At 64.1% G+C, this 25,978-nt stretch carries 28 protein-coding genes; 13 read left to right on the plus strand and 15 right to left on the minus strand.

Annotated elements, in window-relative coordinates:
• Positions 1–59: 59 nt before the first annotated feature.
• Entirely contained in the window at positions 60–293 is a 234-nt protein-coding gene (locus NKI46_RS02130; RefSeq protein WP_023671148.1) for a DUF680 domain-containing protein, read from the plus strand.
• Positions 294–433: 140 nt separating this feature from the next.
• On the opposite strand, the gene NKI46_RS02135 is transcribed toward NKI46_RS02130, so the two are convergent.
• Genes NKI46_RS02135 through NKI46_RS02160 form a run of 6 tightly spaced genes read right to left on the minus strand, consistent with a single transcriptional unit; the run spans position 434 to position 6,283 of the window.
• On the minus strand, positions 434–664 hold the full coding sequence (locus NKI46_RS02135) for a hypothetical protein (protein WP_023691851.1): 231 nt from the start codon (positions 662–664) through the stop codon (positions 434–436).
• 52 nt (positions 665–716) lie between these two features.
• On the minus strand, positions 717–1,301 hold the full coding sequence (locus NKI46_RS02140) for a sarcosine oxidase subunit gamma (RefSeq protein ID WP_352744503.1): 585 nt from the start codon (positions 1,299–1,301) through the stop codon (positions 717–719).
• A complete protein-coding gene (locus NKI46_RS02145; protein WP_352744506.1) occupies positions 1,294–4,287 on the minus strand; it encodes a sarcosine oxidase subunit alpha in 2,994 nt (997 codons plus the stop codon). Before NKI46_RS02145 ends, NKI46_RS02140 begins: the two co-directional genes overlap by 8 nt.
• A complete protein-coding gene (locus NKI46_RS02150; protein WP_023683197.1) occupies positions 4,284–4,595 on the minus strand; it encodes a sarcosine oxidase subunit delta in 312 nt (103 codons plus the stop codon). The genes NKI46_RS02145 and NKI46_RS02150 overlap by 4 nt, the downstream gene beginning before the upstream one ends.
• A gap of 12 nt (positions 4,596–4,607) precedes the next feature.
• Entirely contained in the window at positions 4,608–5,030 is a 423-nt protein-coding gene (locus tag NKI46_RS02155) for a hypothetical protein (protein ID WP_023671143.1), read from the minus strand.
• Positions 5,030–6,283 (minus strand): sarcosine oxidase subunit beta, encoded by a 1,254-nt coding sequence (locus NKI46_RS02160; protein WP_352744509.1) that lies wholly within the window; start codon positions 6,281–6,283, stop codon positions 5,030–5,032. The genes NKI46_RS02155 and NKI46_RS02160 overlap by 1 nt, the downstream gene beginning before the upstream one ends.
• A gap of 198 nt (positions 6,284–6,481) precedes the next feature.
• Here NKI46_RS02160 and NKI46_RS02165 point away from each other — a divergent pair, with 198 nt between their 5' ends.
• From NKI46_RS02165 to NKI46_RS02200, 8 genes are all read left to right on the plus strand, one after another.
• On the plus strand, positions 6,482–6,850 hold the full coding sequence (locus tag NKI46_RS02165) for a YrdB family protein (protein ID WP_352744512.1): 369 nt from the start codon (positions 6,482–6,484) through the stop codon (positions 6,848–6,850).
• Positions 6,851–6,983: 133 nt separating this feature from the next.
• Positions 6,984–7,742: an SDR family oxidoreductase gene (locus NKI46_RS02170; RefSeq protein WP_023671140.1), complete on the plus strand. Its 759-nt coding sequence runs from the start codon at positions 6,984–6,986 to the stop codon at positions 7,740–7,742.
• A 105-nt stretch (positions 7,743–7,847) separates the two neighbouring features.
• Positions 7,848–8,234, plus strand: coding sequence for an SET domain-containing protein (locus tag NKI46_RS02175; RefSeq protein WP_023671139.1), 387 nt, complete (start codon positions 7,848–7,850; stop codon positions 8,232–8,234).
• Between the two features lie 176 nt (positions 8,235–8,410).
• On the plus strand, positions 8,411–8,689 hold the full coding sequence (rpsU, locus tag NKI46_RS02180) for a 30S ribosomal protein S21 (protein WP_023671138.1): 279 nt from the start codon (positions 8,411–8,413) through the stop codon (positions 8,687–8,689).
• 203 nt (positions 8,690–8,892) lie between these two features.
• Positions 8,893–9,747: a tetratricopeptide repeat protein gene (locus tag NKI46_RS02185; protein WP_023700994.1), complete on the plus strand. Its 855-nt coding sequence runs from the start codon at positions 8,893–8,895 to the stop codon at positions 9,745–9,747.
• A gap of 259 nt (positions 9,748–10,006) precedes the next feature.
• Entirely contained in the window at positions 10,007–10,480 is a 474-nt protein-coding gene (locus tag NKI46_RS02190; protein ID WP_023671136.1) for a DUF992 domain-containing protein, read from the plus strand.
• A gap of 89 nt (positions 10,481–10,569) precedes the next feature.
• Positions 10,570–11,049, plus strand: coding sequence for a DUF992 domain-containing protein (locus NKI46_RS02195; RefSeq protein WP_023671135.1), 480 nt, complete (start codon positions 10,570–10,572; stop codon positions 11,047–11,049).
• A 193-nt stretch (positions 11,050–11,242) separates the two neighbouring features.
• Positions 11,243–12,679 carry an MFS transporter gene (locus tag NKI46_RS02200; RefSeq protein ID WP_352744515.1) on the plus strand — a complete coding sequence of 479 codons (1,437 nt, stop codon included), beginning with the start codon at positions 11,243–11,245 and terminating at the stop codon, positions 12,677–12,679.
• A gap of 120 nt (positions 12,680–12,799) precedes the next feature.
• On the opposite strand, the gene coaBC is transcribed toward NKI46_RS02200, so the two are convergent.
• The 3 genes from coaBC to ubiE all read right to left on the minus strand — a co-directional run bounded on the left by coaBC (position 12,800) and on the right by ubiE (position 16,716).
• Positions 12,800–14,266, minus strand: a complete 1,467-nt coding sequence (coaBC, locus tag NKI46_RS02205) for a bifunctional phosphopantothenoylcysteine decarboxylase/phosphopantothenate--cysteine ligase CoaBC (protein ID WP_023735051.1) — start codon at positions 14,264–14,266, stop codon at positions 12,800–12,802.
• 67 nt (positions 14,267–14,333) lie between these two features.
• The gene (gene ubiB, locus NKI46_RS02210) at positions 14,334–15,908 is read right to left on the minus strand and encodes a 2-polyprenylphenol 6-hydroxylase (protein WP_023755055.1); all 1,575 of its coding nucleotides are present in this window, start codon (positions 15,906–15,908) and stop codon (positions 14,334–14,336) included.
• A 31-nt stretch (positions 15,909–15,939) separates the two neighbouring features.
• Positions 15,940–16,716: a bifunctional demethylmenaquinone methyltransferase/2-methoxy-6-polyprenyl-1,4-benzoquinol methylase UbiE gene (gene ubiE / locus NKI46_RS02215; RefSeq protein ID WP_352744518.1), complete on the minus strand. Its 777-nt coding sequence runs from the start codon at positions 16,714–16,716 to the stop codon at positions 15,940–15,942.
• A gap of 134 nt (positions 16,717–16,850) precedes the next feature.
• On the opposite strand from ubiE, the gene NKI46_RS02220 reads away from it, so the two are divergent.
• The 3 genes from NKI46_RS02220 (at position 16,851) to NKI46_RS02230 (ending at position 19,246) form a co-directional block, all read left to right on the plus strand.
• Positions 16,851–17,822 carry an adenosine deaminase gene (locus NKI46_RS02220; RefSeq protein WP_023804686.1) on the plus strand — a complete coding sequence of 324 codons (972 nt, stop codon included), beginning with the start codon at positions 16,851–16,853 and terminating at the stop codon, positions 17,820–17,822.
• Positions 17,823–17,929: 107 nt separating this feature from the next.
• Positions 17,930–18,559, plus strand: a complete 630-nt coding sequence (gene upp / locus NKI46_RS02225) for a uracil phosphoribosyltransferase (RefSeq protein ID WP_352744521.1) — start codon at positions 17,930–17,932, stop codon at positions 18,557–18,559.
• A 129-nt stretch (positions 18,560–18,688) separates the two neighbouring features.
• The gene (locus tag NKI46_RS02230) at positions 18,689–19,246 is read left to right on the plus strand and encodes a TIGR02281 family clan AA aspartic protease (protein ID WP_352744644.1); all 558 of its coding nucleotides are present in this window, start codon (positions 18,689–18,691) and stop codon (positions 19,244–19,246) included.
• Positions 19,247–19,255: 9 nt separating this feature from the next.
• Here NKI46_RS02230 and deoA read toward each other — a convergent pair whose 3' ends face one another.
• The 6 genes from deoA to NKI46_RS02260 all read right to left on the minus strand — a co-directional run bounded on the left by deoA (position 19,256) and on the right by NKI46_RS02260 (position 25,547).
• On the minus strand, positions 19,256–20,575 hold the full coding sequence (gene deoA, locus NKI46_RS02235) for a thymidine phosphorylase (protein WP_352744524.1): 1,320 nt from the start codon (positions 20,573–20,575) through the stop codon (positions 19,256–19,258).
• Positions 20,575–21,393: a purine-nucleoside phosphorylase gene (locus NKI46_RS02240; protein ID WP_023691860.1), complete on the minus strand. Its 819-nt coding sequence runs from the start codon at positions 21,391–21,393 to the stop codon at positions 20,575–20,577. The genes deoA and NKI46_RS02240 overlap by 1 nt, the downstream gene beginning before the upstream one ends.
• A gap of 12 nt (positions 21,394–21,405) precedes the next feature.
• Positions 21,406–21,798: a cytidine deaminase gene (cdd, locus tag NKI46_RS02245; protein ID WP_023714063.1), complete on the minus strand. Its 393-nt coding sequence runs from the start codon at positions 21,796–21,798 to the stop codon at positions 21,406–21,408.
• Positions 21,799–21,905: 107 nt separating this feature from the next.
• Positions 21,906–22,877: an ABC transporter permease gene (locus NKI46_RS02250; RefSeq protein ID WP_023683182.1), complete on the minus strand. Its 972-nt coding sequence runs from the start codon at positions 22,875–22,877 to the stop codon at positions 21,906–21,908.
• Between the two features lies 1 nt (position 22,878).
• Positions 22,879–24,018, minus strand: coding sequence for an ABC transporter permease (locus NKI46_RS02255; protein WP_023686470.1), 1,140 nt, complete (start codon positions 24,016–24,018; stop codon positions 22,879–22,881).
• Complete coding sequence (locus tag NKI46_RS02260) at positions 24,015–25,547, minus strand: ABC transporter ATP-binding protein (protein WP_023698756.1); 1,533 nt, start codon at positions 25,545–25,547, stop codon at positions 24,015–24,017. The genes NKI46_RS02255 and NKI46_RS02260 overlap by 4 nt, the downstream gene beginning before the upstream one ends.
• A 218-nt stretch (positions 25,548–25,765) precedes the next feature.
• On the opposite strand from NKI46_RS02260, the gene NKI46_RS02265 reads away from it, so the two are divergent.
• On the plus strand, positions 25,766–25,972 hold the full coding sequence (locus NKI46_RS02265) for a SlyX family protein (RefSeq protein ID WP_196813821.1): 207 nt from the start codon (positions 25,766–25,768) through the stop codon (positions 25,970–25,972).
• Positions 25,973–25,978: the final 6 nt, after the last annotated feature.

Here is a 25,978-nt window from a genome sequence, read left to right on the forward strand (position 1 = left end):
GGCGTATGTGTACGTTGTATCGTACATGTACGAAAAGAATTTAACCGATGGAGACAGACATGAACAAGACCCTTCTCGCTCTCGCCACCGTGCTGGCTCTCTCCGGCTCGGCTTTCGCCGCCAACAACACACACTCGACCAAGCAGGCCCCCGCCGCCACCTGCGTCGACACCACGACCAATGCCAAGCTCGATTGCGCCGTGACCGGCTCGGTCGAAAAGTCCGACGTCAAGGCCAAGAGCCCGCGTCTCGGCATCGAGATCAACCCATGGATCGTGCCGAGCACGTTCTAAGTTGATCGGGCTCGACCACAGCACAACGATTAATTTAAGGGCGGCAGGATAATCCCGGCCGCCCGTTTTTTCCTCAGCGCCCCCATTTCCTCAGCGCAAGCCGGCTTTTCCTGAGTTCAAACCTGGCGTAGCCGAACGGGTTATTTCTTGCGCGGTTTGCGACCCGGCACCGTCTTGGCCTTGCCGGGTCTTGCCGGCGCGCCTGGGATGGCGGTCGAGGTGATCGACACCGGATCGCTGGCCGGAAACGTGTCCTCGAGGCCTTCCTCGAGTTCCTCTTCTTCGGCAGTCACCTCGTGATGCTGCTCATGTTCGAGTGAGCGCACGGCGGACGTCTTGCCAGCTGACTTCGGCGGCGCTTTCGACGGCATCGTATGTTCTCCCTGATGGGGGAAGCAGAACGGCTTGACCCGTCAAACGTTCCTACGCCGCCGCGTCGCTGGCTGCTTCCGACAGGAAAGTAAAGACATAGTCCGAGAAGGAACGCCAGCACTCGACCCGGAAAGCGTCGGCTGCCGTGCGCAACAGCAGGATTTCGCACTTGCCGAGAATGGTGCGCGACGCCGCGCCCACCGGAAAAGCCTCGAGCGACAAATCCTGCGGGCAGCCTGCATTGATCGCGGCGGCAGCCGCCGGGCCGGTGACGGCGAAGGCGACGTTGCGGTGCGAGATGCCGACCGCCGAATGCAATGCGGCAGCCCCAGCACGATCGGCCAGCGGATCCTTGCCAGCCTCATCGATAACCAGCCACTCGTCAGGGCCAAGCCACAGCGCCGTGCGCCCTGTCTTCGACGCCGAAGTTTTCGGCTGCTTCGGCAAGGTCAGGCCGAGCGCCTTCGACAGCGCCGCGACGGAAGCCTCCGGCGCGCGCAGCGACATGCGCTCCGCCGGCGGCAGCACCTCGACCTTGACATCCGTTGCGGAAACGACGCGTTCAGCCAGGGCCGGGCGGCGCTCGACCGACGGCGCTGCAGCTGGGGCCGTCTTCTTTGCAGCAGCCTTAGCCATTGAGGCGCCCTCCCGTCTCGTCGAAGAACACCATGCCGGTAACCTCCACTTCGATCATCCCGTTCGGCATCGGCACATAGAGCGTGTCGCCCATCCGGTCGCGCCCGCCGGCAACCAGCGCCAGCGCGATCGAGCGACCGCAATTTTCCGACCAGTAGCTGGATGTGACGTGACCGATCATCTTCATCGGGATCGCCTGCTTCGGGTCGGCGACGATCTGCGCGCCTTCCTCAAGCACCACTTTCGGGTCCTTGGTCTTCAAGCCGACCAGCTGCTTGCGGCCCTTGGCGACCAGATCGGGCCGCGTCAGGCCGCGAATGCCGACGAAATCGGTCTTCTTCTTGCCGACCGCCCAGTCGAGCCCGGCATCGTTCGGCGTCACCGTACCGTCCGTGTCCTGCCCGACGATGATGTAGCCCTTTTCGGCGCGCAGCACGTGCATCGCCTCGGTGCCGTAGGCAGTCGCGCCATGCTTTTGGCCCTCGGCCCACAGCGCTTCCCAGACGGCCTGGCCGTGATCGGCCGGCACGTTGACTTCAAAACCGCGCTCGCCGGTGAACGACATGCGAAACAGCCTGGTCGGCACGCCGCAGATCTTGCCTTCGCGCACCGACATATGCGGCAGCGCCTCGTCCGACATGTCGACGCCTTCGACCAGCGGTGCAATGATGTCGCGCGACTTCGGCCCCTGCACGGCGATGACCGCCCATTGTTCGGTGATCGACGTCAGCCAGACATTGAGATGCGGGAACTCGGTCTGGAGATAGTCCTCCATGTGGTTCATGACGCGCGGCGCGCCGCCGGTTGTCGTCGTCACATGGAAACGATCCGGCGCCAGTCGGCCGACGACGCCGTCATCATAGATGAAGCCGTCCTCGCGCAGCATGATGCCATAGCGGCAGCGGCCGCGTTCCAGCTTCTCCCATGGATTGGTGTAGAGCAGTTCCATGAACCTGGCCGCATCCGGTCCGACCACTTCGATCTTGCCCAGCGTCGAGGCATCGAACAGGCCGGCATTGCTGCGCACAGCGACGCATTCGCGGTCGACCGCCTTGTGCATGTCCTCGCCGGGTTTGGGGAAATACCAGGCGCGCTTCCACTGGCCGACATCCTCGAACACCGCGCCTTGAGCTTCCGCCCAGGGATGGATCGCGGTCTTGCGTGTCGGGTCGAACAGCGGACCGCGCGAATGGCTGACGATCGCGCCGAAAGTGACAGGCGTATAGGGTGCGCGGAACGTGGTCAGCCCGACCTCGGGGATCGGCTTGCCCAGCGTCTCGGCGGCAATCGCCAGGCCGTGCATGTTGGAGGTCTTGCCCTGGTCGGTCGCCATGCCGTTGGTGGTGAAGCGCTTGACGTGCTCGATCGAGCGCATGCCTTCATGCACCGCCTGGCGGATGTCCTTGGCGGTGACGTCGTTCTGGAAATCGACGAAGGCCTTGACCGTCTTGTCCGGCCCGGCGCCGGGCGCCGCGCCCAGCATGCCGCGCGACCAGCTTTCCGACGCGTCGACCTTCGGCTTAACGCCCTTGGCCACTTTGCCGCCCGCATCCTTCGCCGCCTTGGCGCCGGCCGCATAGGCTTCGTCGATCGACGCCGAGAGCCCATCCGTACCGTTGCAGGCGCCGACCGAAACGCAGTCCTGCGCATAGATGCCCGGCACGAAGCGCTTGGTCTCGTCATTGAAGGCGACCTTGCCGCGCGACTGTGAGAACAAATGCACCGACGGCGTCCAGCCGGCCGACATCAGGATGGCGTCGACCGGAATGGTGCGCTCGCCGCCCCCATTCTTCGGCTGCACCGTCATCGAGGTCACGCGCAACTTGCCGCCGGCGCGGATCACCGCGCGGCCGAAATTGACCTCGATCCCGAGCGCCCTCGCCTCGTCGATCACAGGTCCGGTCGGATGGTCGCGCAGGTCAACGATCGCCGCCACGTTGACGCCGGCCTTCTTCAGGTCGATCGCGGCGGAGTAGGCCGAGTCATTGGCGGTGTAGACGCCGACATTTTTGCCGACCGCGACACCGTACTGGTTGAGATAAGTCCGCGCCGCCGAGGCCAGCATGATGCCGGGCCGGTCATTGTCGGCAAACACCATATGGCGTTCGATGGCGCCGGTCGCCAGCACCACGCGCTTGGCGCGTACCTGCCATAGGCGCTCGCGCGGCAAATCGTGGCCGGGGTTTTGCAGATGGTCGCTGACCCGCTCGACCAGGCCGACGAAATTCTGCGCGTAATAGCCGAACGCCGTCGTGCGCGAGAGCACACGGACATTGTCCATGGCGGCAAGCTTGGCTACCGCTGCTTGCGCCCAGCCAAAGCCGTCATGGCCGTCTATCCTGGCGCCGCTCTCGAAACGCAGGCTGCCGCCGAAGCCGGCCTGCTCGTCGACGAGGATGACACGCGCGCCGGTTTCGGCAGCGGCAAGCGCTGCCGCGATGCCGGCCGCACCGCCGCCCAGCACCAGCACGTCGCAATGCGCATAGCGCGAGGAATAATGGTCGGGATCTGGCTTGTCGGGCGAAACGCCGAGACCCGCCGCGGCGCGGATCTTCGGCTCGTAGAGACTCTTCCAGGCCGCCTTCGGCCACATGAAGGTCTTGTAGTAGAAACCGGCCGAAAACAGCGGCGATGCAATGTCGTTGACCGCGCCGACGTCGAAGGCGAGCGACGGCCAGCGGTTTTGCGAGTTGGCGACGAGCCCGTCATAGAGCTCCTGCACCGTGGCGCGGATGTTGGGCGCCTTGCGTGCCGCGTCGCGCTTGACCTCGACCAGCGCGTTGGGCTCTTCCGCTCCGGCCGACAGGAAGCCGCGCGGACGGTGATACTTGAACGAACGTCCCACCAAATGCACGCCATTGGCAAGCAGCGCCGAGGCCAGCGTGTCGCCTTCGATGCCGGTGTAAGACTGGCCGTCGAAAGAGAACCGCGCGGTCTTCGCCTGGCTGAGACGGCCGGCGCTCGGAATGCGGAACGCGCCGCTCATTTGGAAGCCATTTCGTTGGAGTTTTTGGGCAGCTTGGACGGTTTCGGCTCGCCGGCTTTGTAAGTCATGACGAACTTGTCGGTGACGGTGTCGCGCACCGCATTGAAGAAGCGTGCGCAGCCATGGATGTGGCGCCAGCGCTCATAGATGATGCCCTTGGGGTTCGAGCGGATGAAGAAGAACTTTTCAAAATCGTCGTCGCTCTCGCCCGCCATGTTGGCCGAACGCGCAATATGCGCCTCGCCGGCGTTACGGAACTCGAGCTCCGGGCGCTCTTCCTCGCAATAGGGGCAGCGGATGAGAAGCATTATCGTTCGTTCCTACAATTCGCCGTGGCCGACATGCGCGCCGGCCGGTTGGTTGCAAAGCCTCTGGCCCATCGCCGCAAAAGGCGCGACGAGCCGAATGCGCTCCTCTACACTTGCGGCGGGGCGAAACAGCTCGCGATACGCCATGTTGCCGATCGTGAGCTGAAACGGATCGGTCGTCACGATGACGCTGCGCGGCTCGAATGTGTCGTCCTCGCCGAGATCGGAGGGCCTGTTCTCCATGAAGATGACCACCTTCTGGCCACCACTCCACACGCATCCCAGAATGCCGGCGTCGATCGAAAACGGCCAATTGGCTTCGTTGCCGGCGCGGCTGATCGGCTGCGTGCGCACTTCGTCCGGTGACGGAAAGTGGAACAGGTCCTGCTCCCCCGCCAGCACCAGCGGCACCGCTACAGCCAACTCCACCATCATCAGTGCGCCACCGCCGCCGCCGCTGCCTCGTCGATGAGGCGGCCGGTACGGAAGCGCTCGATGGTGAAGGGCGCGTTGATAGGATGCGGATCGTCCTTGGCAATCGTGTGGGCAAAGACATGGCCTGAGCCGGGCGTTGCCTTGAAGCCGCCCGTGCCCCAGCCGCAATTGACGTAGAGGCCTGATACCGGCGTCTTGGCCAGGATCGGCGAACGGTCGGGCGTCACGTCGACGATGCCGCCCCACGAGCGCAGCATCTTCATGCGGGTGAAGATCGGGAACATCTCGCAGATGGCGTCCAGCGTATGCTGCAAAATGTGCAGGCCGCCGGTCTGCGAATAGGAGACATACTGGTCGGTGCCGGCGCCGATCACCAGCTCGCCCTTGTCGGACTGCGAGATGTAGGCGTGCACCGTGTTCGACATCACCACGCAAGGCACCACCGGCTTGACCGGCTCCGACACCAGCGCCTGCAGCGGATAGCTTTCCAGCGGCATGCGCACGCCCGCCATGTTCATGATCACCGAGGAGTGGCCTGCAGCCACCACGCCGACCTTCTTGGCGCCGATGAAGCCGCGCGTCGTGTCGACGCCCATGACCGCGCCATTGGCCGCCCGCTTGACGCCGGTGACCTCGCAATTCTGGATGATGTGCACGCCGCGCGCCGAAGCGCCGCGCGCATAGCCCCAGGCCACCGCATCGTGACGCGCCGTGCCGCCTCGCCGCTGCAAGGCGGCGCCGACGACGGGATAGCGCGCCTGCCTGGAAATGTTGAGCGGCGGGCAGAATACCTTCGCCTGCTCAGGCGTCAGCCATTCATTGTCGATGCCGTTGAGACGGTTGGCATGGACATGGCGCTTCAGCACCTGGATGTCGTGCACATTGTGCGCCAGCATCATGACGCCGCGCGCCGAATACATGACGTTGTAGTTGAGTTCCTGGGAGAGCCCATCCCACAGCTTCAGCGCATGGTCGTAAATGCCGGCGCTCTCGTCGTAAAGGTAGTTGGAGCGGATGATGGTGGTGTTGCGCCCGGTGTTGCCGCCGCCTAGCCAGCCCTTTTCCAGCACCGCGACATTGGTGATGCCGTGCACGGTGGCGAGATAGTAGGCGGTGGCCAGGCCATGACCGCCGGCGCCGACGATGATGACGTCATATTCCTTCTTCGGTTCCGGCGAGGACCATTGTTCCTCCCAGCCCTTGTGGCCGCGCATGGCCTCGCGGGCGATGGCGAATACCGAATATTTTTTCAACGTTCCAGCCTCGCAAATGGCGGTGGGGTATTTTACGCAGCCCCGGTGCGCGAGGTGTATCACTAGCGAAACGGCGCTTCCACCCTTGCGCTGTTTGCGACGGCGCTTGCCGTTTTGCGCCGCGGTGGAAAAGACCCGGGCTGGCAGGCATGGCTGCGTTCGGACACACTGGCGATCGCGAGACTCTGGAGGACGGATATGGGCAACGCCTGGTGGAATCTGACCTTGCGTTTCCTGCTGGAACTTGCCGCCTTGCTTGGCCTCGGCTTTGCCGGCTGGAGCCTCTCCGGCGGATGGTGGCGCTGGCTCTTCGCCTTGGCCTTGCCGTTCATTGCAGCTGCGCTGTGGGGAACCTTCGCGGTGCGCGGCGATCCGAGCCGGTCCGGACGCGCGCCGGTTCCTGTACCAGGCGCAGTCAGGCTGGTGCTTGAACTGGCCATCCTGTTTGGCGGTGCAGCCGGATTCTATGCCGCCGGTCACACGACTAAGGGCGTTGTCATCACGCTGCTCATCGCCATCAGCTACGCATTTTCGCTCGATCGCCTCGGCTGGCTGCTGAAGCAATAGTCCGGCGCGCGGCGCTTGTGCCGCTGCGAAGCCATTCAGCAAGTCGAGCACGTATCGGGTGGCTAGCACCGTCCCGAACTGCGATCAACATCCCGGGTGCCGGCACAGCCGGCGCGATGAAAGGATGCAAAAAATGTTCGCACTCACCAATAAAATAGCGATCGTCACCGGCGCCAGTTCCGGCATCGGCCGCGCCACCGCAAAACTCTTCGCCGAAGAAGGCGCCAGGGTCGTCATCGCCGCCCGCCGCCAGGCCGAACTCGATGCGCTGGTCGTCGAAATCGAGGACGCCGACGGCACGGCAGTCGCGCTTGCCGGCGATGTCCGCGACGAAGCCTATGCAAAAGCCCTCGTCGATCTCGCCGTCGAAAAATTCGGCGGGCTCGATATCGCCTTCAACAATGTCGGCTCCGTCGGAACGATGGGTCCGATTTCGGAACTGTCGCTGGACGGATGGCGCGAGACGCTCGACGCCAATCTGACCAGCGCCTTTCTCGGCGCGAAATACCAGGTGCCGGCGATGGTCGAACGCGGCGGCGGATCGCTGATCTTCACCTCGACCTTCGTCGGTCACACAGTCGGCATGCCGGGCATGACCAGCTATGCCGCGAGCAAGGCCGGACTGATCGGCCTGACGCAGGTACTGGCCGCCGAATACGGCCCCAGGGGCGTGCGGGTCAACGCGCTGATGCCGGGTGGCACCGACACCCCGTCGGCAACATTCAAGACGCCGGAATCACGCGCTTTCGTGGAAAACCTGCATGCCTTGAAACGTGTCGCTGTGCCTGAAGAGATCGCCCGCGCTGCGCTCTTCCTGGCATCGGATGCGTCGAGCTTCACCACAGGATCGGCGCTGTTTGCCGATGGCGGCGTCTCGATCACCCGGACGTGAAGCATTTCGCGGGTCATCGCCCGCGCCGATCAGCCATAGAACCCGAAACCGGACTTGCTTTTTCCACGCGATTTGGCGATTCGGTTTCGGGTGAGGAGGACGGACATGCTGCTGATCAGGACCTATGTCGCCCAGAGCGCAATCGAAGGCGTCGGCGTGTTCGCCGCCGAGCCGATCAGGAAGGGCGCCTCGATCTGGCGGCTCGATCCGGATTTCGACCGGCTGATCCCGATGGACAAATACGAGGCGGCGCCGCCGCACCTCAAGGAATTGCTCGACCGCTATGCCTATCCGAGCCCCGACCGTCCCGGCTTCATGGTCTATGAAGTCGATAATGGCCGCTTCATGAACCACGCCGAGCGGCCGAACACGGATTTTTCGCAATATGGCGGCGCCACCGCCACTCGAGATATATCAGCCGGCGAGGAAATTACCTGCGATTACGGCGAATTCTTCGAGGATTTCGCACGGCTCCATCTGGCCAGCGCCTAGTTGGCGCCCTATCTCGGGGCTGCCGTGGCAAATTGGCGGTTGTCCTTCATTTCCAGTGTGGACAGCGCGGCCTGATTCTGCTATCAGCCGCCACAATTCGTGGTGTAAAGCGCCGCGGAGGCATGTGACTATGGTCACTTGCCTGTTGATATCAAACCCGAAAGACAGGATTGCCCGTGCAGGTACTCGTCCGCGACAATAACGTTGATCAGGCGCTTCGCGCTCTCAAGAAGAAGATGCAGCGCGAAGGCATTTTCCGCGAAATGAAGATGCGCGGCCATTACGAGAAGCCTTCCGAGAAGCGCGCCCGTGAAAAGGCCGAAGCCGTTCGCCGCGCCCGCAAGCTGGCCCGCAAGCGCGCCCAGCGCGAAGGCCTGCTGCCGATGACGCCGCGCCCGGTTGCTGCCGGCGCCGCCGGTGGTCCTGGTGGTGCTCCGCGTCCGCCGCGGTTCTGACGCCAATTTTTCGTCCTTTTCGAAGGATACTCTGAGGTGGCGCGATGCGGAATCGCCGCCACCTTTTTGTTTGGAGCGCCGCCATTCTGTTGGAGGCCGTTCCCTTGAACGCGCAAACGGCGTTCTAGATTTTGTTACGACAATCTGTGACCCGGCCCGGAGGGGGACCTGGACGGCGCGGCTGAAGTGAGGACAGGGCAGACATGAACGCAATCGGCGTAGAGCGCAGAACCACAATGCGCGGTTTGGCCCTGGCGGCAGCCCTGATGTCCGGCCTGGTGCTTGCCAGTTGCCAGAGCGTTCCGACCGGCGAATTCAACAACATCGACAAGGCGCAAGGCTCAAGCGAGAACATCTCCTCGCTGTCGGCGGTGATCCAGCGCAATCCGCAGGATCCGGAAGGCTACAATGTGCGCGGCTCGGCCTATGGCCGTGGCGGCCAGTACCAGGCGGCGCTGAAGGATTTCGACACCGCCATCCAGCTCAACCCGAATTTCTACCAGGCCTATTCGAACCGGGCACTGATCCAGCGCTTCCTCGGCAACCAGGCGGCCGCCCTTGCCGACTACAACCGCTCGATCCAGATCAATGCAAATTATGACGCCGCCTATATCGGCCGCGGCAACCTCTATCGCAAGGCCGGCCAGACCCAGCAGGCCTTCAACGATTTCCAGAAGGCGATCCAGCTCGACACCACGGATGCCCGCGCCTATCACAATCGCGGCCTGATCTATCAGAGCCAGGGCCAGCACAAGTTTGCCATCGAGGATTTCTCGACCGCCATCTCCCTGGCGCCGGACGCGGCCGAACCCTATAACGGCCGCGGCCTCTCCTATCTCGCCATGAATGACGAGGACAACGCCTTCTCCGACTTCAACATGGCCATCAAGCTCGACGGCAAGAACGCCGAAGCCTGGTCCAACCAGGCGCTGATCTACGAGCGCCGCGGCGACAAGGTCAAGGCCTCGAAGGCCTACCGCGAAGCCGTCCATCTCGACCCGACCTACCAGCCGGCCAAGGACGGCCTGTCGCGCACATCGGGCGCCACCGCCGGCTGAGATGCAGCCGGCGCGCCGCCATCGGCGGCCTTTTATAACAACGTTCTATTCCTGATGCAGTGCGCCGCGTGAGCGGTTTCTCCCAAGGGAAAGCGCAGAGCGCTTCCCCTTGAGATTGCGTATCCAGAAAACCCCACTATCACCCAATCTTAACCACCGGGGGCAAAGCGTTAACCCCTGCCTTGATCGCGCCAAGTTTTCAGCGGAACGCTCCGGGCCATTCAACCGTTGTTGAAGGCATTTTCGAAAGGACTGACCCATGATCAAGAAAATCATCTGTGCCGCGGCACTTGCCACGACGCTGCTTGCCGTTCCCGCCAGCGCCGGCAAGCTTCAGCTCGGCACGCTCGATTGCACCATCGACGGCGGCGTCGGTTACGTCATCACGTCGAACAAGGGCGTCGACTGCACGTTCCGCCCTTATCACCATGGGCCGTCCGAGAAATACACGGGGATGATCTCCAAGCTCGGCGTCGATCTCGGCCAGACGCATCAGGGCCAGCTGGTGTGGGCGGTTCTGGCCGCCACCCGCGGCCATGACGAGGGCGACCTTGCCGGCCATTATTACGGCGTCAACGCCGAGGCGAGCGTGGTGACCGGCGGCGGCGCCAATCTGCTGGTCGGCGGGCTGGACGGCGCCTTTGTGCTGGAGCCGCTCAGCGTCCAGGCGCAGACCGGCGTCAATGTAGCGGTCGCCGTAACCTCCCTGGAGCTGATCCACTCGTTCAAATAAGCATCGGCAAATAAGGATCGACTGATCCCTCTACGCGCGGCGCGGAACAGGTTACTGTTTCGCGCCGCATGCTTTTTGGGGGATCCGCCGTGCTGAAACCAGCCATCGCCGCCGCTATCACCATCATCTGTACCGCCCAGGCCCAAGCGCAAGGCCAGGGTATCGAACTCGGTGTGCTCGATTGCGCCATCGGCGGCGGCACCGGCTTCATCTTCGGCTCCAGCAAGGATCTGAGCTGCACCTTCACGCCGGCCGACAAGAGCTTTTCGCCGGAAGCCTATTTCGGCGCCGTCAACAAATACGGGCTCGACATCGGCACCACCAAGCAGACCGTCATGCAATGGCTGGTGCTGACGCCGCTGAGGAACATCTATGCGCCCGGCGCGTTGGCCGGCGACTATATCGGCGCCAGCGCCGAAGTGACCGCGGCGGTCGGCGCCGGCGCCAATCTCCTGGTCGGCGGCTCCTCGCAGGCCTTCACCCTGCAGCCGCTCAGCCTGCAGACGCAGACCGGTATCAACATTGCGATCGGCGTCAGCCAGTTTCAGCTGCGCAGCATTGAGAACTGACCGGCGCATCAAGCGGAGAGGCTTCCGGCCAATCTCGACCGTTTGCACTTCGATAAAAAGCCACTTGAGCTCAACTGCGCTTGAGGTTTTACAACTCGCCTGACTGAAACAGCGCGCATGGCCCCGCCGGAAAGCCCGACTGGCTTCTGGCGCCATGCGCCGGCATCGAGATATGCAAAGGCAGGGTAAAAGAATGACTGAAATCACCAGCAACAAGGTCGACTGGCGGGCATTGTGGGCAAGCGGCGACCTCGCGCGCTTCTGCTTCATCAGCCTCGGCATCCTGCTGCACGCCACCAACGAAACGATGGTGGCGACGGTCATGCCGGCCATGGTCGGGGACCTCGCCGGTGTGCAGTTCGTCGGCTGGTCGCTGGCCGTCTACGAGCTCGGCGCCATTGTCGCCGGCGCAGCGGCCGGGCGGCTGGTCAGCTATGTCGCTCTACGCTCCAACGTCACGGTCGCCGCCCTGCTCTATGCCGTGGGCGCACTGATCTGCGCCACCGCGCCGTCCATGCCGGTGTTTCTTGGCGGCCGTCTGGTCGAGGGTCTCGGCGGCGGTGCGCTGGTGTCGCTGGCCTTCGTCTCGGTCGAGCGGCTGTTTAACCGCAGCATCTGGCCACAGCTGTTCGGCATAATGTCGGCGATCTGGGGCGTCGCCGCCTTCAGCGGCCCGATGCTCGGCGCGATCATGGTCGAGCTCCTGTCCTGGCGCTGGGCCTTCGGCGTCTTCGTGCTGGGTGGCATCGCCATGGCATCGGCAAGCTTCATCGTCCTGAACACGCCGGAAGCGACGAAGCCGCAAGCCGCCGCCGGCACCTCGCCGCCCTTCCCCCTTGCAGCACTTGGCTGCCTCGCCATCGCCGTCGTGCTGATCGCCACCGCAGGCGTCGACGTCGCCTTGCTGCGCTCGTCGCTGCTGCTGGTCCTCGGCCTCGCCGGCCTGGCGCTGTTCGTTTTCGTTGACGCCATGAAGCCGCAATCGCGACTGTTCCCGTCGGGCCTGTTCTCATGGCGCTCGCCGGTCGGCAGCGGCATGAGCATGGTTGCCGCCTTCTCGGTGGCGACAGTCTCTTTTTCCATCTACGGGCCGCTTCTGCTTACCACGCTGCACGGCATCCCGATCCTGACCACAGGCTACATCATCGCCGCCGAATCGATCGCCTGGTCGATCCTGTCGATCGCCGTCGCCAATGCGCCGCTGCAGCGCGAACGGCAGATCCTCGTCATCGGCGCGCTGATGATTGCAGCCGGCCTCGCCGGTTTCGCCTATGCCATCCCCGCCGGCTCGATCCCGCTGATCCTGCTCTGCGCTTTGTTGCAAGGCGGTGGCTTCGGCGTGTCATGGCCCTTCCTGACCCGCATCATCGTCGCCTCGGCCCGCGACGGCGAGCAGACGATCGCCTCGGCCGCCGTGCCGACCATGCAGCGCATCGGCTACGCCGTGGGCGCCGCCATGGCCGGCATCATCGCCAATGCCAGCGGCTTTTCGGACGGACTGAACCGCGAGGCAGCAGCGCACGTCGCCGGCTGGCTGTACCTGGCCTTCGTGCCACTCGGCATTGTCGGTTGCCTGGCGGCGTTGAAGATGGCTTTGAAGGCACGCCGGCCGCAACCGGCGCCAGGCTGAGGGCACGGCCGATCGAGAATTTGGCGACAGCATTCCGCCGGCACTGTCGGCGTCAAATGCCCTCGGCCACAAGGCTGCCAGCAAGACCATGGCCTGCCCGATTGCGGAACCGGCGGCCGCTCAGGCTTGCAAACGCTCGGCGATGAGCGCGGCGAGCCGCGCCGCCACCTCGTCCTTGCCCATCTCAGGCCATTCCTCGACACCGTCCTTCGAGACGATGCGCACCTTGTTGCGGTCGCCGCCCATGACGCCGGTGGGGCCGACGCCGCTTTCATGCGAGACATCGTTGGCGACAATGAAATCGGCGCCCTTCTTCTTCAGCTTGGCCTCGGCATTGGCAATCAGGTCCTGCGTCTCGGCGGCGAAGCCGACAACCAGCCCCGGGCGTTGCCCGTGATGACCGACGCCGGCGAGAATGTCGGGGTTTTCGATCATTTGCAGCGCCGGTGGGCCCTGGCCCGCCACCTTCTTGATCTTCTCGCCGGCCGTGCCAGCGGTGCGCCAGTCGGCGACGGCAGCTACGAAGACCGCGGCGTCCGCCGGCAACAACTGTTCGACGGCCGCTTTCATCTCGGCCGCGGTCTCCACATGCGTCGTCACAACGCCGGCCGGATCGGCAATGCCAACCGGACCGGAGACCAGGCGTACATCCGCGCCCAGTCTTGCCAGCGCTGCCGCAATCGCATGGCCCTGCTTGCCCGAAGAGCGGTTGGCGATGTAGCGCACCGGGTCGATCGGCTCATGCGTCGGCCCCGAGGTGACGATGATCCTGCGGCCGGCCAGCGGCTTCGGCCTGCTGTCGAGCAGTGCCTCGATCACTGCCACGATCTCCAGCGGCTCGGCCATGCGGCCCTCGCCCGCCTCGTTGCTTTCCGCCATTTCGCCCTTGGCCGGGCCGACGAAGGCGATGCCATCCTTGGCGAGCGTCGCCCGGTTGCGGCTCGTCGCGGCATGCGACCACATTTTCGGGTTCATCGCCGGCGCCATCAGCACCTTCTTGTCGGTGGCGAGCAGCACCGTCGAGGCCAGATCGTTGGCATGGCCGTTGGCGAGCTTGGCCATCAGATCGGCAGTGGCCGGCGCCACTACCAGAAGGTCGGCCTCGCGCGACAGGCGGATATGGCCGACATCGTGCTCGTCATTGCGGTCGAACAATTCGCTGAAGACATGGTCGGCCGAAAGCGCGCCGACCGAAAGCGTGGTGACGAACTCCTGCGCCGCCGATGTCATCACGACGCGCACCGCCGCACCGCGCTCGCGCAGCCGGCGGATCAGGTCCAGCGCCTTGTAGGCGGCGATGCCGCCGCCGATGATCAGCAGGATGCGCTTGCCGTCGAGGGTTTTGTGCGTTTTTGTGGATTGACCTCGCTCGGGCAGATCGATGTCAAAACCTCCATGAGGCTCAACCAAGCGGCGGATTGTTGCATAGAGGGTTTCGCTCTCGGGCATGCCGGCTTCCGCCGACAGCACGCTTTTGGCAAGCGCATCACGCGCCTCTTCCTCCATCGACACCCCGCGCGCCGCAGCGCGCTCACGCAATTTCTGCTTCACGTCGTCAGCTAGATTGCGGACAGTAATGGTGCCCATGACTTGCTCCGCGACATCAATAGCGCGACTGCAACGCTAGCACCACCGTTGCTAGCGTTGCAAGCGATCAGAGCAGCTTCCACGCGATGTAAACCAGCGTCAGCGCGATCACCCACAGCGCCAGCCGGCCCGAGCGGGTGTAACGGGCTTCGGCCTTGCCGATGGCGCGCGATGTCGCCTCGTCGAAGCGGAGGCCGTGCTCCGCCATAAAATCGATCTCGCGCGACAGCCGCTCGGTGCGGGCGGCAAGATCGGGCGCCTGGCGGGCCAGCGCCAGCAGCGCCTTGGCGCCGTCGCGCGCGTCCATCAGCAGGCCGCTCGGCCCGAGATTGCCGGCGATCCACTGGCCGACCACCGGCTCGGCCGTCTTCCACATGTTGAAGGCCGGGTCGAGCGTGCGCGCGACGCCTTCGACCACCACCATGGTCTTCTGCAACAGGATCAGTTCCGACCGCGTGGCCATATCGAACAGTTCGGTGACCTCGAAGAGCAGCGTCAGAAGCTTCGCCATCGAGATGGTTTCAGCCGGCTGGCCATGGATCGGCTCGCCGATCGCGCGAATGGCCTGCGCGAAAGCCGCGACATTGTGCTGACGCGGCACGTAGCCGGCCTCGAAATGCACCTCGGCGACGCGCAGATAGTCGCGCGTGATGAAGCCGTAGAGGATTTCGGCGAGGAACCGGCGCTCCTTCTTGCCGAGCCGTCCGGCAATGCCGAGATCGACGGCGACGATATTGCCATTGGCCTCGACGAACAGATTGCCTGGATGCATGTCGGCATGGAAGAAGCCGTCGCGCAGCGTGTGACGCAGGAACGACTGGATCAGGTTGGTGGCGATCGCCTTCAGATCGTGCCCCGCCGCAGCGAGGCCGGCGATGTCGTTCATCTTGACGCCGTCGACCCATTCCATGGTCAGCACATCGCGCCCGGTGCGCTCCCAGTCGACCGACGGCACGCGGAAGCCCGGGTCATCCTTGGTGTTTTCGCCAAGTTCCGAAAGCGCTGCCGCCTCGAGCCTCAGATCCATCTCGATCTTGGTGGTTTGCGCCAGCGTCTCGGTCACCTCGACGGGCCGCAGCCGGCGCGACGACGGGATGTATTTCTCCTGCAGCCGGGCGGCGAGGAAATAGCTTTCGAGATCCTGGAAGAAGCGGCGGCGCACGCCAGGCCGGATCACCTTCACCGCCACCTTGGTATCGACACCGTCATGCATGGCCTGCGCGGGATGGACCTGGGCGATGGAGGCCGCCGCGACCGGCCCGCCGAACTGCGTATAGAGTTCGCCGATCTTGCGCCCGAGCGAGCCCTCGATCGCCGCCACCGCTTCCGCCTGCGAAAAAGTGTGCATCTTGTCCTGCAGCATGGCGAGGTCGAGCGCCATGTCGTTGCCGACGACATCGGGCCGCGTCGCCAGGAACTGGCCGAGCTTGACATAAGAGGGTCCGAGCCTGACCACCGCCTTGGCCAGCCGGTCGCTGCGCTCATAAGCGAGCGCGCGGCGGCGGGTGAACAGCCGGGCCATGCGCCAGCCGAATTTCGGCAGGCCGCTGAGTTCGTCCCCCGGCAGTGCTGCGATCACGCCCTCGCGGACCAGCACCCAGCCGGCCCGCGCGAGCCGAAAGGCGGCGCCGACGCTGCTCATCGTCTACCCTGCTGCTGCAAACTGTCCGGCCTCAAAGCTTCCAGCCCGAATGAAGCGCTGCGATGCCGCCGGAATAGTTGCGGAACGACACGCGCTCGAAGCCGGCGCGGGTGATCATGGCAGCAAAATTCTGTTGGTTGGGAAATTTGCGGATCGATTCGACCAGATAGGAATAGGGCTCGCCGTCGCCCGTCACCATCTTGCCGATCTGCGGAATGGCGTTGAACGACCAGGCTTCGTAGACCTTGTCGAGCAGCGGCATCTCGACCTCGGAAAACTCCAGGCACAGGAACCGTCCGCCGGGCTTCAGCACGCGAAAGGCTTCCGTCAGCGCGACATCGATGCGCGGCACGTTGCGGATGCCGAATGCGATGGTGTAGGCGTCGAAGGTGCTCTCGGCGAAAGGCAGTTCCTCGGCATTGGCCTCGACGAAATCGGTATTCCCGGACAGGCCCTTCTTTTCTGCCCGGTCGCGGCCGACGCTGAGCATCGAGCCGTTGACGTCGAGCACCGTGGCATGCGTGTTGCCATGGCTGGCGTCGACGATGCGGAAGGCGATGTCGCCGGTGCCGCCGGCCACGTCGAGCACTTTCCAGCCCGGACGTTTCGGCGGATTGAGCCATGTCACCATGGCATCCTTCCACAGCCGGTGCAGTCCGGCCGACATCAGGTCGTTCATCAGGTCGTAGCGCTTCGCCACCTTGTGGAAAACCTCATTGACCAGAGGCTGCTTGTCGCCTGGCCCTACCTTCTTGAAACCATAGGAGGTTTCCATGCCGCCCGCGGCCGTGGTTCTCTCAACTGACATTATTTTGATCCGTCATAAAACCGGCGGGACCATAGCCGATCGATGGTGCGGGCGCTATTGTTTAAGGCGCGGTGTTCGGCCGCGCTTCCAGGTGGTGGGCTTTACGGCCTGGACTGATGAGACGGGATAACTGCATGCCTTTGAAAGCGGAACTGCACTGCCACATCGAGGGGGCAGCGGCGCCCGAACTCGTCGTCCGCCAGGCGCAGAAATACGGCAAGGACACCTCGCTTTATATCCAGAACGGCTCGTTCGTCTGGCACGACTTCACCTCTTTCCTCGCGGCTTACGACTTTTCCGCCGACCTGTTCCGCTCCGAGGAGGATTATGCCCGCCTCGCCGACCATTATCTGACCAGCCTTGCCCGCGACGGCGCCATCTATTCCGAGGTCTTCACCTCGCCCGACCATGCCGTCAGGGCCGGCCTGTCGCCCAAGGCCTACACCGATGCGCTCGGCGAAGGAATGCTGCGCGCCAAAGCCAAGACCGGCATTGAGGGCCGCATGATCGTCACCGGCGTACGCCATGTCGGCGTCGAATCGATCGAGCAGGCGGCGCGTTTTGCGGCGCGCTGCGGAAATCCGCTGGTCACCGGCTTCGGCGTCGCCGGCGATGAACGCATGGGCGAGATGGAGGATTATGTCAGGGCCTTCGAGATCGCCCGTGAAGCGGGTCTTGGCATCACCATCCATGCCGGCGAGTTGACCGGCTGGGAGACGGTGCAGGCCGCACTCGACCACATCCGCCCCTCGCGCATCGGCCATGGCGTGCGCGCCATCGAAAATCCCGACCTGGTGCGCCGCATCGCCGATGAGGGCATCGTGCTCGAATGCTGCCCCGGCTCCAACATTGCGCTCAAGGTCTACGACAGTTTCGCCGATCACCCTTTCCCCGCCCTGCAGGCGGCCGGCTGCAAGGTGACGCTGAATTCCGACGACCCGCCCTATTTCTGGACTTCGCTGAAGCGCGAATACGACATCGCCGCCGAGCATTTCGCCATGAACGAAAAGGCGCTGGCCGCCATCACCCGAACCGCGATCGAGGCGGCTTTCGTCGACAGGAAAACGAAAAGCGCGCTGCTTGCCCGGCTCGATGCGAAGAGGTGAATGGTTTGCCGGCTCTTCGGCCTGTCAACCGCAATGATTGAGCCATCGGGACTCGCAAACCTGCTCACTATTCACTATTCACTATTCACCATTCACTGGAGCAACCCATGCAGGGCGTCACCGTCGTCGACCACCCGCTTGTCCAGCACAAGCTCACCATCATGCGCAAGAAGGAGACGTCGACCGCTGGTTTCCGGCGGCTGCTGCGCGAGATCTCGCTGCTGCTCGGCTACGAGGTCACCCGCAACCTCGAACTGACGACGACGACCATCGAAACGCCGATGGAAACCATGGAAGCGCCGACGCTGGAGGGCAAGAAGCTGGTCTTCGCCTCGGTGCTGCGCGCCGGCAATGGCCTGCTCGAAGGCCTGCTCGACCTGGTCCCGGCGGCCCGCGTTGCCCATGTCGGCCTCTACCGCGATCACGAAACGCTGGAGGCGGTGGAATATTTCTTCAAGGCGCCGAGCGATCTCGCCGACCGGCTGGTGATCGTCGTCGATCCGATGCTGGCGACCGCGAACTCGGCCATCGCGGCCATCGACAGGCTGAAGGAGCGCGGCGCCACCAACATCCGCTTCCTTTGCCTGCTGGCGGCGCCAGAAGGCATCGAGCGCTTCACCAAGGCGCATCCGGATGTCCCGGTCTTTACCGCTTCCATCGACCGCCAGCTCAACGAGAAGGGCTACATCATGCCCGGCCTCGGCGATGCCGGCGACCGCATGTACGGAACCAAATGACGGCGGCTGGCAAGGCCAGCTGACATCCAGTCGTTTACCGCCCGTTTACGCAAAGCCGCGGTTTCGGGTTGGCGTTAAAGCGGCACACACCATACGTGGGCAAGAATGGGCCTTCACGAAGGTCCGTTCATGCTGCGCAAGCTTCTCATTCTGGGCGTGTTCGCCGGAACGTCGGCATCGATCCCGATCGTCTATCAGTCGAACCCGCAGATTCTCGACAACCTGTTGAAGTCGACCGTCGCCGGCAAGCCGCAACCGCAGCCCGAGCTGAGCCTCGCCTCGGTTCCCGCCAAGCCGGCCGCACCGCTGCCCACCGGTCGCAAGGTCCTGGTGGCGGCCGACGAGCGCGGCCATTTCACCTCCGCCTTCAAGCTCAACGGCCGCCAGGTCGACGGCATGATCGACACCGGCGCCACGTTGGTCGCCATCAACACCTCGACGGCGCGCCGCATCGGCATCTCGCTCAACCCGTCGGATTTCAGCCATCAGGTCAACACCGCCAATGGCGCGATCAGGGCCGCTGTGGTCAACATCGACCGCCTGCAGATCGGCAAGATCAGCGTCGACAACATCCAGGCCGTGGTCCTCGACGACAAGGCGCTGCGCACCAACCTGATCGGCATGAGCTTTTTGCAGCGGCTGGCAAAATACCAGGTCGAAAACGGCACACTGTTGCTGGTACAGTAGCGCCTTCCGCTACCCGCGCGGCAGCACGCGCCGGATGACAGTCTTGTCGGCGGCTGGTTTCGACGCTCCGATCGTATAGGCCGAAAGCAAGGCGGCTGCGGCCGCTTCGGCCTCCACTTGCGTGCGGGCGTGGACCAGCGCCAGCGGCTCGCCGGCCCGCACCTCGGCGCCGAGCGGCAGTAGTCTGGTGATGCCGACCGCATGGTCGATCCTGTCGTCCGGCCGCGTGCGCCCGCCACCGAGCCCGACCACGGCAAGGCCGATATCGCGGGTGGCAATACCGGTGGCAAAACCGTTGCCTGCCGCCTTGACCGCAAACTCCACCGCCGCTTTCGGCAGGTATTTTTCCGGCTTCTCGACGAAATCGGCGGGACCACCAAGGGCTGCGACCATACGTGCGAAGGCGGCTGCCGCGCGGCCGCCGGCCAGCGTCTCGGCCGCGCGCCTGAGACCGTCCTGATTGGACGACGCCAGCCCTGCCGATTGCAGCATCTCGGCGGCCAGCGCCAGCGTCACATCCTCCAGTCGCTTGTCGCGGAGCCTCCCGGTGAGGAAATCGACGGCGTTGCGCACCTCGACCGCGTTGCCGGCCGCCGACGCCAGCGGCTCGTTCATACCGGTGACCAGCGCCGAGGCCTTCAGGCCGGCGCCGTTGGCGATCTCGACCAGGCTGTTGGCCAGTGCTGTCGCGTCGCGCGACTTCTCCATGAAGGCGCCATTGCCGACCTTGACGTCGAGCACCAGCGACTGCAGGCCGGCCGCGAGTTTCTTCGACAGGATAGAGGCAGTGATCAGCGGCACCGATTCCACCGTTCCGGTCACATCGCGGATCGCATAGAGGCGACGGTCGGCGGGCGCGAGATCGGCGGTCTGGCCGATGATGGCACAGCCGGTCTCGAGCACCGTCTTGCGGAAGCGCGCGATATCCGGCTGGCTGATATAGCCCGGGATGGCATCCATCTTGTCCAGCGTGCCGCCGGTATGGCCAAGGCCCCTGCCGGAGATCATCGGCACATAGGCGCCGCAAGCGGCGACGATCGGCGCCAGCATCAGCGAGACATTGTCGCCGACGCCGCCGGTCGAATGCTTGTCGGTGACCGGACCCGGCAGGTCCGACCAGTCGAGCACATCGCCGGAATCGCGCATGGCGAGCGTCAGCGCCACCGCCTCGTCGCGGTTCATGCCGTTGAAGAACACCGCCATGGCAAAGGCGCCGACCTGACCGTCCGAGACGCTGCCCGAAGTTACGCCGGCGACAAAGGCCGAAATCTCCTGCGCCGACAGTTTCTGGCCATCGCGCTTGCGGCGGATGATTTCCTGGGGAAGCATCAGGCGTCGCCCTTCAGCTCCGGCAACCCATCCTGGAACACATGCGCAAGGATCGTCGCCAACCGTGCGCCGCCGATCGGCGCCATGTCCTTGGTCTCCTGGTGCGACAGTTCCGCCCCGGTCATCCCGGCGGCGAGATTGGTGATCACCGAACAGGCGGCTACGCGAAGCCCAAGGAAGCGGGCGAGAATGACCTCCGGTACGGTCGACATCCCTACCGCATTGGCGCCCATGACGCGCGCCATGCGGATTTCAGCAGGGGTTTCGAAGCACGGACCGGAAAACCACATATAGACGCCCTTGTGCAGCGCCGTCCCTGTCGCCTTCGCCGCCCGTTCGATCGCCGCGCGCAGGCCGGCATCATAGGCTTCGGTCAGGCCGACGAAGCGGCGGTCGCTAGGCTCGCCGATCAGCGGGTTGGAGCCGGAGAAATTGATGTGGTCGGTGATCAGCATCACCGATCCTGGCAGCATGTCGGGATCGACCGAGCCGGCGGCATTGGTAAGGATCAGCTTGGTGATGCCGATGCCGGCAAGCACCTCCAGCGCCGGCCGCATTGCAGCAGCAACGCCGTGCTCGTAATAATGGGCGCGGCCGGACAGCATTAGCACCGGCGTGCCGGCGAAAAGCCCCGCGACCACCTCGCCGGCATGGCCAGTCACCCCGCTGCGGGGGAAACCCGGCAGGTCGGCATAAGAGATGCGCACGGCATTTTCGACCTGGTCGACAAGCCCGCCAAGGCCCGACCCCAGCACCATCGCCGTTGTCGGCGCCAACCCGTCCAGCCTTTCAACGAGGTGGTCCAGAGCTTCCTTCATATCAGCCAACTCTCACTTCAAAATGTCGCCACGAAACCCGTAGGGCAGCATGTCGCCCATGGTCACGGTCTCGACCACGCCGGTGTTGTCGCAAAGATAGAGCTTTGTGTCCGGCCGGCAGAATTCCGCCAGCCTTTGCCGGCAGCCGCCACAGGGCGAGCATTTGGCCATGCGCGAGGCAATGACGGCGACCTCGACGATCTTGCCGCCGCCGCCCATGATGTAATGGCCGAGCGCCGTGGTCTCGGCGCACCAGCCTTCCGGATAGGACGCGACCTCGATGTTGGCGCCGGTGAAGACACGGCCGTCTTCGGTGCGCAACGCCGCACCCACCGGAAACTTCGAATAGGGCGCGTAGGCCTTGGCCATGGCCTCCTGCGCGGCTTCGAACAGATCATGCGACATCTAGACGTTCTCTCCGACGATCGTGGTCAAAACCCGGCCATTTGCGTTTTCCTGGCGCCTTTCGAGCACCAGCCGCATGTTCGACACAGTGCTCCTGGGCGCCCGGATCAACGTTCCTTGACATAAGGCACGCCGCCGGCGCGCGGCGGGATCGCCTTGCCGATGAAGCCGGCAAGCAGGATCACGGTCAGCACATAGGGCAGCGCCTGCATGAACTGCACCGGCACCTTGCCGATCAACGGCAGCGGCGAACCCTGTAGGCGGATCGCCGCCGCGTCGAGGAAGCCGAACAGAAGACAGGCGAACATGGCGTTCACCGGTCGCCATTTGGCAAAGATCAGCGCCGCCAGTGCGATGTAGCCCTTGCCGGCGGTCATGTCCTTCACGAAGCCGCCATTCTGCACCATCGAGAGGTAGGCGCCGGCAATGCCGGTCAGCACACCGGTGCAGATCAGGGCCCGGTAGCGCAGCCAGGCGACCGAGATGCCGGCGGTGTCGACGGCGGCCGGGTTCTCGCCGACGGCGCGTAGGCGCAGGCCGAAGCGGGTGCGAAACAACACCCACCAGGTGAACGGCACCATGGCGAAAGCGAGATAGACCAGGATCGAATGGCCAGAGAGCAGCTCGGAATAGATCGGCCCGATGATCGGCACATCATGGATCGCGGCAGCACCTGGCAGAGTGATGGCCTCGAAACGCTCGCCCGGCTGTAGCGCCGGCGTGCGCCCGCCCTGCTGGAACCAGGCCTGGCCCAGAATGATGGTCGAGCCGGCGGCGACGAAGTTGATGGCCACACCGGAGACGATCTGGTTGCCGCGATGGGTGATCGAGGCGAAGCCGTGCACCAAGGCAAAGGCGACCGACATCACGATCGCCATGCCGAGACCGAGGAAGGCCGAATGGAAGACCGAAGCGGCGGCCGCACCTGCAAAGGCGCCGACCAGCATCTTGCCTTCCAGCCCGATGTCGAAAACGCCTGCGCGTTCCGAATAGAGGCCGGCAAGGCAAGCGAGCAGCAACGGCACCGACAGGCGTATGGTCGAATCCAGGATCTGCACGATGGCGATGAAGACGTCCATCTCAGGCGCCCTTCCCTTTGACCGCTTCGATGCCCACCGACCTTGGACTGAACGAGGCGAACAGCGCCTGGACGTAGGGCCGGAACATGTGCTCCAGCGCACCGGCAAACAGGATGACCAAACCCTGGATGATGACGATCATGTCGCGGGAAATCGCCGGCATTTCGAAGGCAAGTTCGGCGCCGCCCTGGTAGAGCATGCCGAACAGGATCGCCGCCAGCACGATGCCGACCGGATGCAGTCGGCCCATCAGCGCCACGGCGATGCCGACGAAGCCGGCGCCGGAGACGAAATCGATCGCCACATTGTGCTGGTCGCCCATCACCGGGTTCAGCGTCATCATGCCGGCCAGCGCGCCCGAAATCATCATCGCGATGATGATGATGCGGGTCTCCGAAATGCCGGCATAGCGCGCCGCTTTCGGGCTGTGGCCATAGGTGCGCATCTCGTAGCCGAGCTTGGTGCGCCAGATCAGCAGCCAGACCAGGAATGCCATGAGCAGCGCCAGCAGGAAGCAGATGTTGAACGGCGCCGAGCGGATCTTGGCGCCGAACAGTTCGATGATCCAGTTGAGTTTGGGCAGTTCGGCGCCGGCGAGGAAGTTGCGCGTCTGCGGCGCCTGCGACGCCGCCGGCTTCAACGGCCCAACCAGGAGGTAGACCATGATCGAGGCCGCGATGAAGTTGAACATGATGGTGGTGATGACGATGTGCGACCCGCGCTTGGCCTGCAGATAGGCCGGGATCAGCGCCCACAGCGCACCGACGGCGGCTCCGGCGACGATCGCCAGCGGAAAGGTCAGCCACCACGGCAGCACAGTGTCGAAGGCGAGGCAGACCACGCCCACGCCAAGGCCGGCAATATAGGCCTGGCCCTCGGTCCCGATGTTGAACAGGCCGCAATGCGCGGCCACCGCCACCGACAGGCCGGTGAAGATGAAGGTGGTGGCATAGAACAGCGTGAAGGCAATGCCGGTTCCCTTGCCGAAAGCGCCCTCGACCAGGATGACGGCGGCACGAAACGGGTTTTCGCCGACCAGCATGACGACGAAACCGGCAACGATGAAGGCCACTGACAGATTGATCAGCGGGATCAGCCCATAATCGGCCCAGGCCGGCAGTTTGGCGTAAGGCGTGCTCACTCTGCCGCCTCCTGGCGATCGACGCCTGCCATCAGCAGGCCAAGCTCGCCTTCGGTCGCCTCGGGGCCACGTTCGCCGACGATGCGCCCGGCAAACATCACCAGGATGCGGTCGGACAGCGAACGGATCTCGTCGAGCTCGACCGACACCACCAGCACCGCCTTGCCCTGGTCGCGCATGGCGATCAGCCGCTTGTGGATGAATTCGATGGCGCCGACATCGACGCCGCGCGTCGGCTGGCCCACGATCAGAACACCTGGGTCTTGTTCCATTTCCCGCGCCAGCACGATCTTCTGCTGGTTGCCGCCGGAGAAATTCGCCGTCTTCAGACGCGGATTGCCGGGACGGATATCGTACTTCTCGATCTTGTCCTTGGCATCGGTCATGATGGCGTCGATGTTGAGGAACGGCCCTTTGAGGTAGCGCGGGTCGTCATGGTAGCCGAGGATCGAATTCTCGTTCTCCTCGAAGGCCAGCACCAGGCCGACATGATGGCGGTCCTCCGGCACATGGGCGAGCCCACGGTCGCGCAACTCGCCGGGATCGGCGGCCCCGGTCAGGTCGATCGGCTTGCCATCGAGCATCACCGAGCCGGAAACCGCGCGCCTGATGCCGGAAATCGCCTCGAGCAGTTCGGACTGGCCGTTGCCTGCGACACCGGCAATGCCGACGATCTCGCCGGCGTGGATATCGAAGGAGATGTCGTCGACCATGGTGACGCCGCGCTGGTCTTTCACCGTCAGGTTCTTGACGGCCAGCTTGACCGCGCCGGCCTCCGTCTCGCCCTTTTCGACCCGCAGCAGCACGCGCCGCCCAACCATCAGTTCGGCCAGTTCGCCGACTGTTGTCTTGCTGGTCTCGCGCGTCGCCACCATCGTGCCCTGGCGCATGACCGAGACATTGTCGGTGATGGCCATGATCTCGCGCAGCTTGTGGGTGATCAGCACCACCGTTTTCCCCTGGTCCTTCAACTGCCTGAGGATGCGGAACAGATGGTCGGCCTCGGCCGGCGTCAACACGCCCGTCGGCTCGTCGAGAATCAGGATTTCGGCACCGCGATAAAGCGCCTTGAGGATTTCCACACGCTGCTGCAGGCCGACCGGCAATTCCTCGATGATGGCGTCGGGATCGACTTCCAGCCCGTATTCGCGCTCGAGCCGCTCCAGTTCGGAGCGCGCCTTGGCGATGCTCTTTTTCAACAGCGCATCGCTTTCGGCGCCGAGGATGATGTTTTCCAGCACGGTGAAATTGTCGACCAGCATGAAGTGCTGGTGCACCATGCCGATGCCGAGCGCGATGGCGTCGTTGGAGGTCTTGATCGACGCTGGCTTGCCGCCGACACGGATCTCGCCGCTGTCGGCCTGGTAGAAGCCGTAGAGGATCGACATCAGCGTCGACTTGCCGGCGCCGTTCTCGCCGACGATGCCGTGGATGGTGCCGCGTGCGATCTCCAGATTGATGTCGCGATTGGCGCGAACGGCGCCAAAACTCTTGTTGATGCCGATCAGTTCGATTGCGGCTTGCGCCATGCAGCCTGTCCCACTCTTATTTTTTTATCGCTTGGTCAAAACGCCTAGCATGATGCCCCACCCGTGCCAATTGGCGGCGCAGTGGCCACTCTCGACAAATCCCGGTGCGCTTGTCAATTTCGAACGTGGCCGCAGACCTTCACATTCACTAATATGCAAGGCTCAACAGTCGCATCATGCTGCAACTGCGTGCACCAGGACCTGGGGAGTTTCGAATGATCATGCCTGTCGACCGGCTGACGACGCTGGAAATCCGCGCCGCCGAGCAGGAAAAGACCATCGAGGAACTGTCGGGCCAGATCGCCGAGCAGTGGACGGCGATCGAACGCATGCAGCGCAAGCTCGATGCGCTGACCGGGCGCTTCATGGCGCTGGAGGAACAGTCGGCCCCCGACGTGCCGATAACCAAACCCCCGCACTGGTAACAAGGA

This window comes from Mesorhizobium sp. M0615 (assembly GCF_040320805.1).
In the GTDB taxonomy this organism is placed as follows: Bacteria; Pseudomonadota; Alphaproteobacteria; order Rhizobiales; family Rhizobiaceae; genus Mesorhizobium.

Excerpts from the sequence above, each read along its gene's own strand:
- NKI46_RS02130 (WP_023671148.1), top strand. The coding sequence starts at position 60 with ATGAACAAGACCCTTCTCGCTCTCGCCACCGTGCTGGCTCTCTCCGGC.
- NKI46_RS02135 (WP_023691851.1), bottom strand. The coding sequence starts at position 664 with ATGCCGTCGAAAGCGCCGCCGAAGTCAGCTGGCAAGACGTCCGCCGTG.
- NKI46_RS02140 (WP_352744503.1), bottom strand. The coding sequence starts at position 1,301 with ATGGCTAAGGCTGCTGCAAAGAAGACGGCCCCAGCTGCAGCGCCGTCG.
- NKI46_RS02145 (WP_352744506.1), bottom strand. The coding sequence starts at position 4,287 with ATGAGCGGCGCGTTCCGCATTCCGAGCGCCGGCCGTCTCAGCCAGGCG.
- NKI46_RS02150 (WP_023683197.1), bottom strand. The coding sequence starts at position 4,595 with ATGCTTCTCATCCGCTGCCCCTATTGCGAGGAAGAGCGCCCGGAGCTC.
- NKI46_RS02155 (WP_023671143.1), bottom strand. The coding sequence starts at position 5,030 with ATGATGGTGGAGTTGGCTGTAGCGGTGCCGCTGGTGCTGGCGGGGGAG.
- NKI46_RS02165 (WP_352744512.1), top strand. The coding sequence starts at position 6,482 with ATGGGCAACGCCTGGTGGAATCTGACCTTGCGTTTCCTGCTGGAACTT.
- NKI46_RS02170 (WP_023671140.1), top strand. The coding sequence starts at position 6,984 with ATGTTCGCACTCACCAATAAAATAGCGATCGTCACCGGCGCCAGTTCC.
- NKI46_RS02175 (WP_023671139.1), top strand. The coding sequence starts at position 7,848 with ATGCTGCTGATCAGGACCTATGTCGCCCAGAGCGCAATCGAAGGCGTC.
- NKI46_RS02185 (WP_023700994.1), top strand. The coding sequence starts at position 8,893 with ATGAACGCAATCGGCGTAGAGCGCAGAACCACAATGCGCGGTTTGGCC.
- NKI46_RS02190 (WP_023671136.1), top strand. The coding sequence starts at position 10,007 with ATGATCAAGAAAATCATCTGTGCCGCGGCACTTGCCACGACGCTGCTT.
- NKI46_RS02200 (WP_352744515.1), top strand. The coding sequence starts at position 11,243 with ATGACTGAAATCACCAGCAACAAGGTCGACTGGCGGGCATTGTGGGCA.
- coaBC (WP_023735051.1), bottom strand. The coding sequence starts at position 14,266 with ATGGGCACCATTACTGTCCGCAATCTAGCTGACGACGTGAAGCAGAAA.
- ubiB (WP_023755055.1), bottom strand. The coding sequence starts at position 15,908 with ATGAGCAGCGTCGGCGCCGCCTTTCGGCTCGCGCGGGCCGGCTGGGTG.
- ubiE (WP_352744518.1), bottom strand. The coding sequence starts at position 16,716 with ATGTCAGTTGAGAGAACCACGGCCGCGGGCGGCATGGAAACCTCCTAT.
- NKI46_RS02220 (WP_023804686.1), top strand. The coding sequence starts at position 16,851 with ATGCCTTTGAAAGCGGAACTGCACTGCCACATCGAGGGGGCAGCGGCG.
- upp (WP_352744521.1), top strand. The coding sequence starts at position 17,930 with ATGCAGGGCGTCACCGTCGTCGACCACCCGCTTGTCCAGCACAAGCTC.
- NKI46_RS02230 (WP_352744644.1), top strand. The coding sequence starts at position 18,689 with ATGCTGCGCAAGCTTCTCATTCTGGGCGTGTTCGCCGGAACGTCGGCA.
- deoA (WP_352744524.1), bottom strand. The coding sequence starts at position 20,575 with ATGCTTCCCCAGGAAATCATCCGCCGCAAGCGCGATGGCCAGAAACTG.
- NKI46_RS02240 (WP_023691860.1), bottom strand. The coding sequence starts at position 21,393 with ATGAAGGAAGCTCTGGACCACCTCGTTGAAAGGCTGGACGGGTTGGCG.
- cdd (WP_023714063.1), bottom strand. The coding sequence starts at position 21,798 with ATGTCGCATGATCTGTTCGAAGCCGCGCAGGAGGCCATGGCCAAGGCC.
- NKI46_RS02250 (WP_023683182.1), bottom strand. The coding sequence starts at position 22,877 with ATGGACGTCTTCATCGCCATCGTGCAGATCCTGGATTCGACCATACGC.
- NKI46_RS02260 (WP_023698756.1), bottom strand. The coding sequence starts at position 25,547 with ATGGCGCAAGCCGCAATCGAACTGATCGGCATCAACAAGAGTTTTGGC.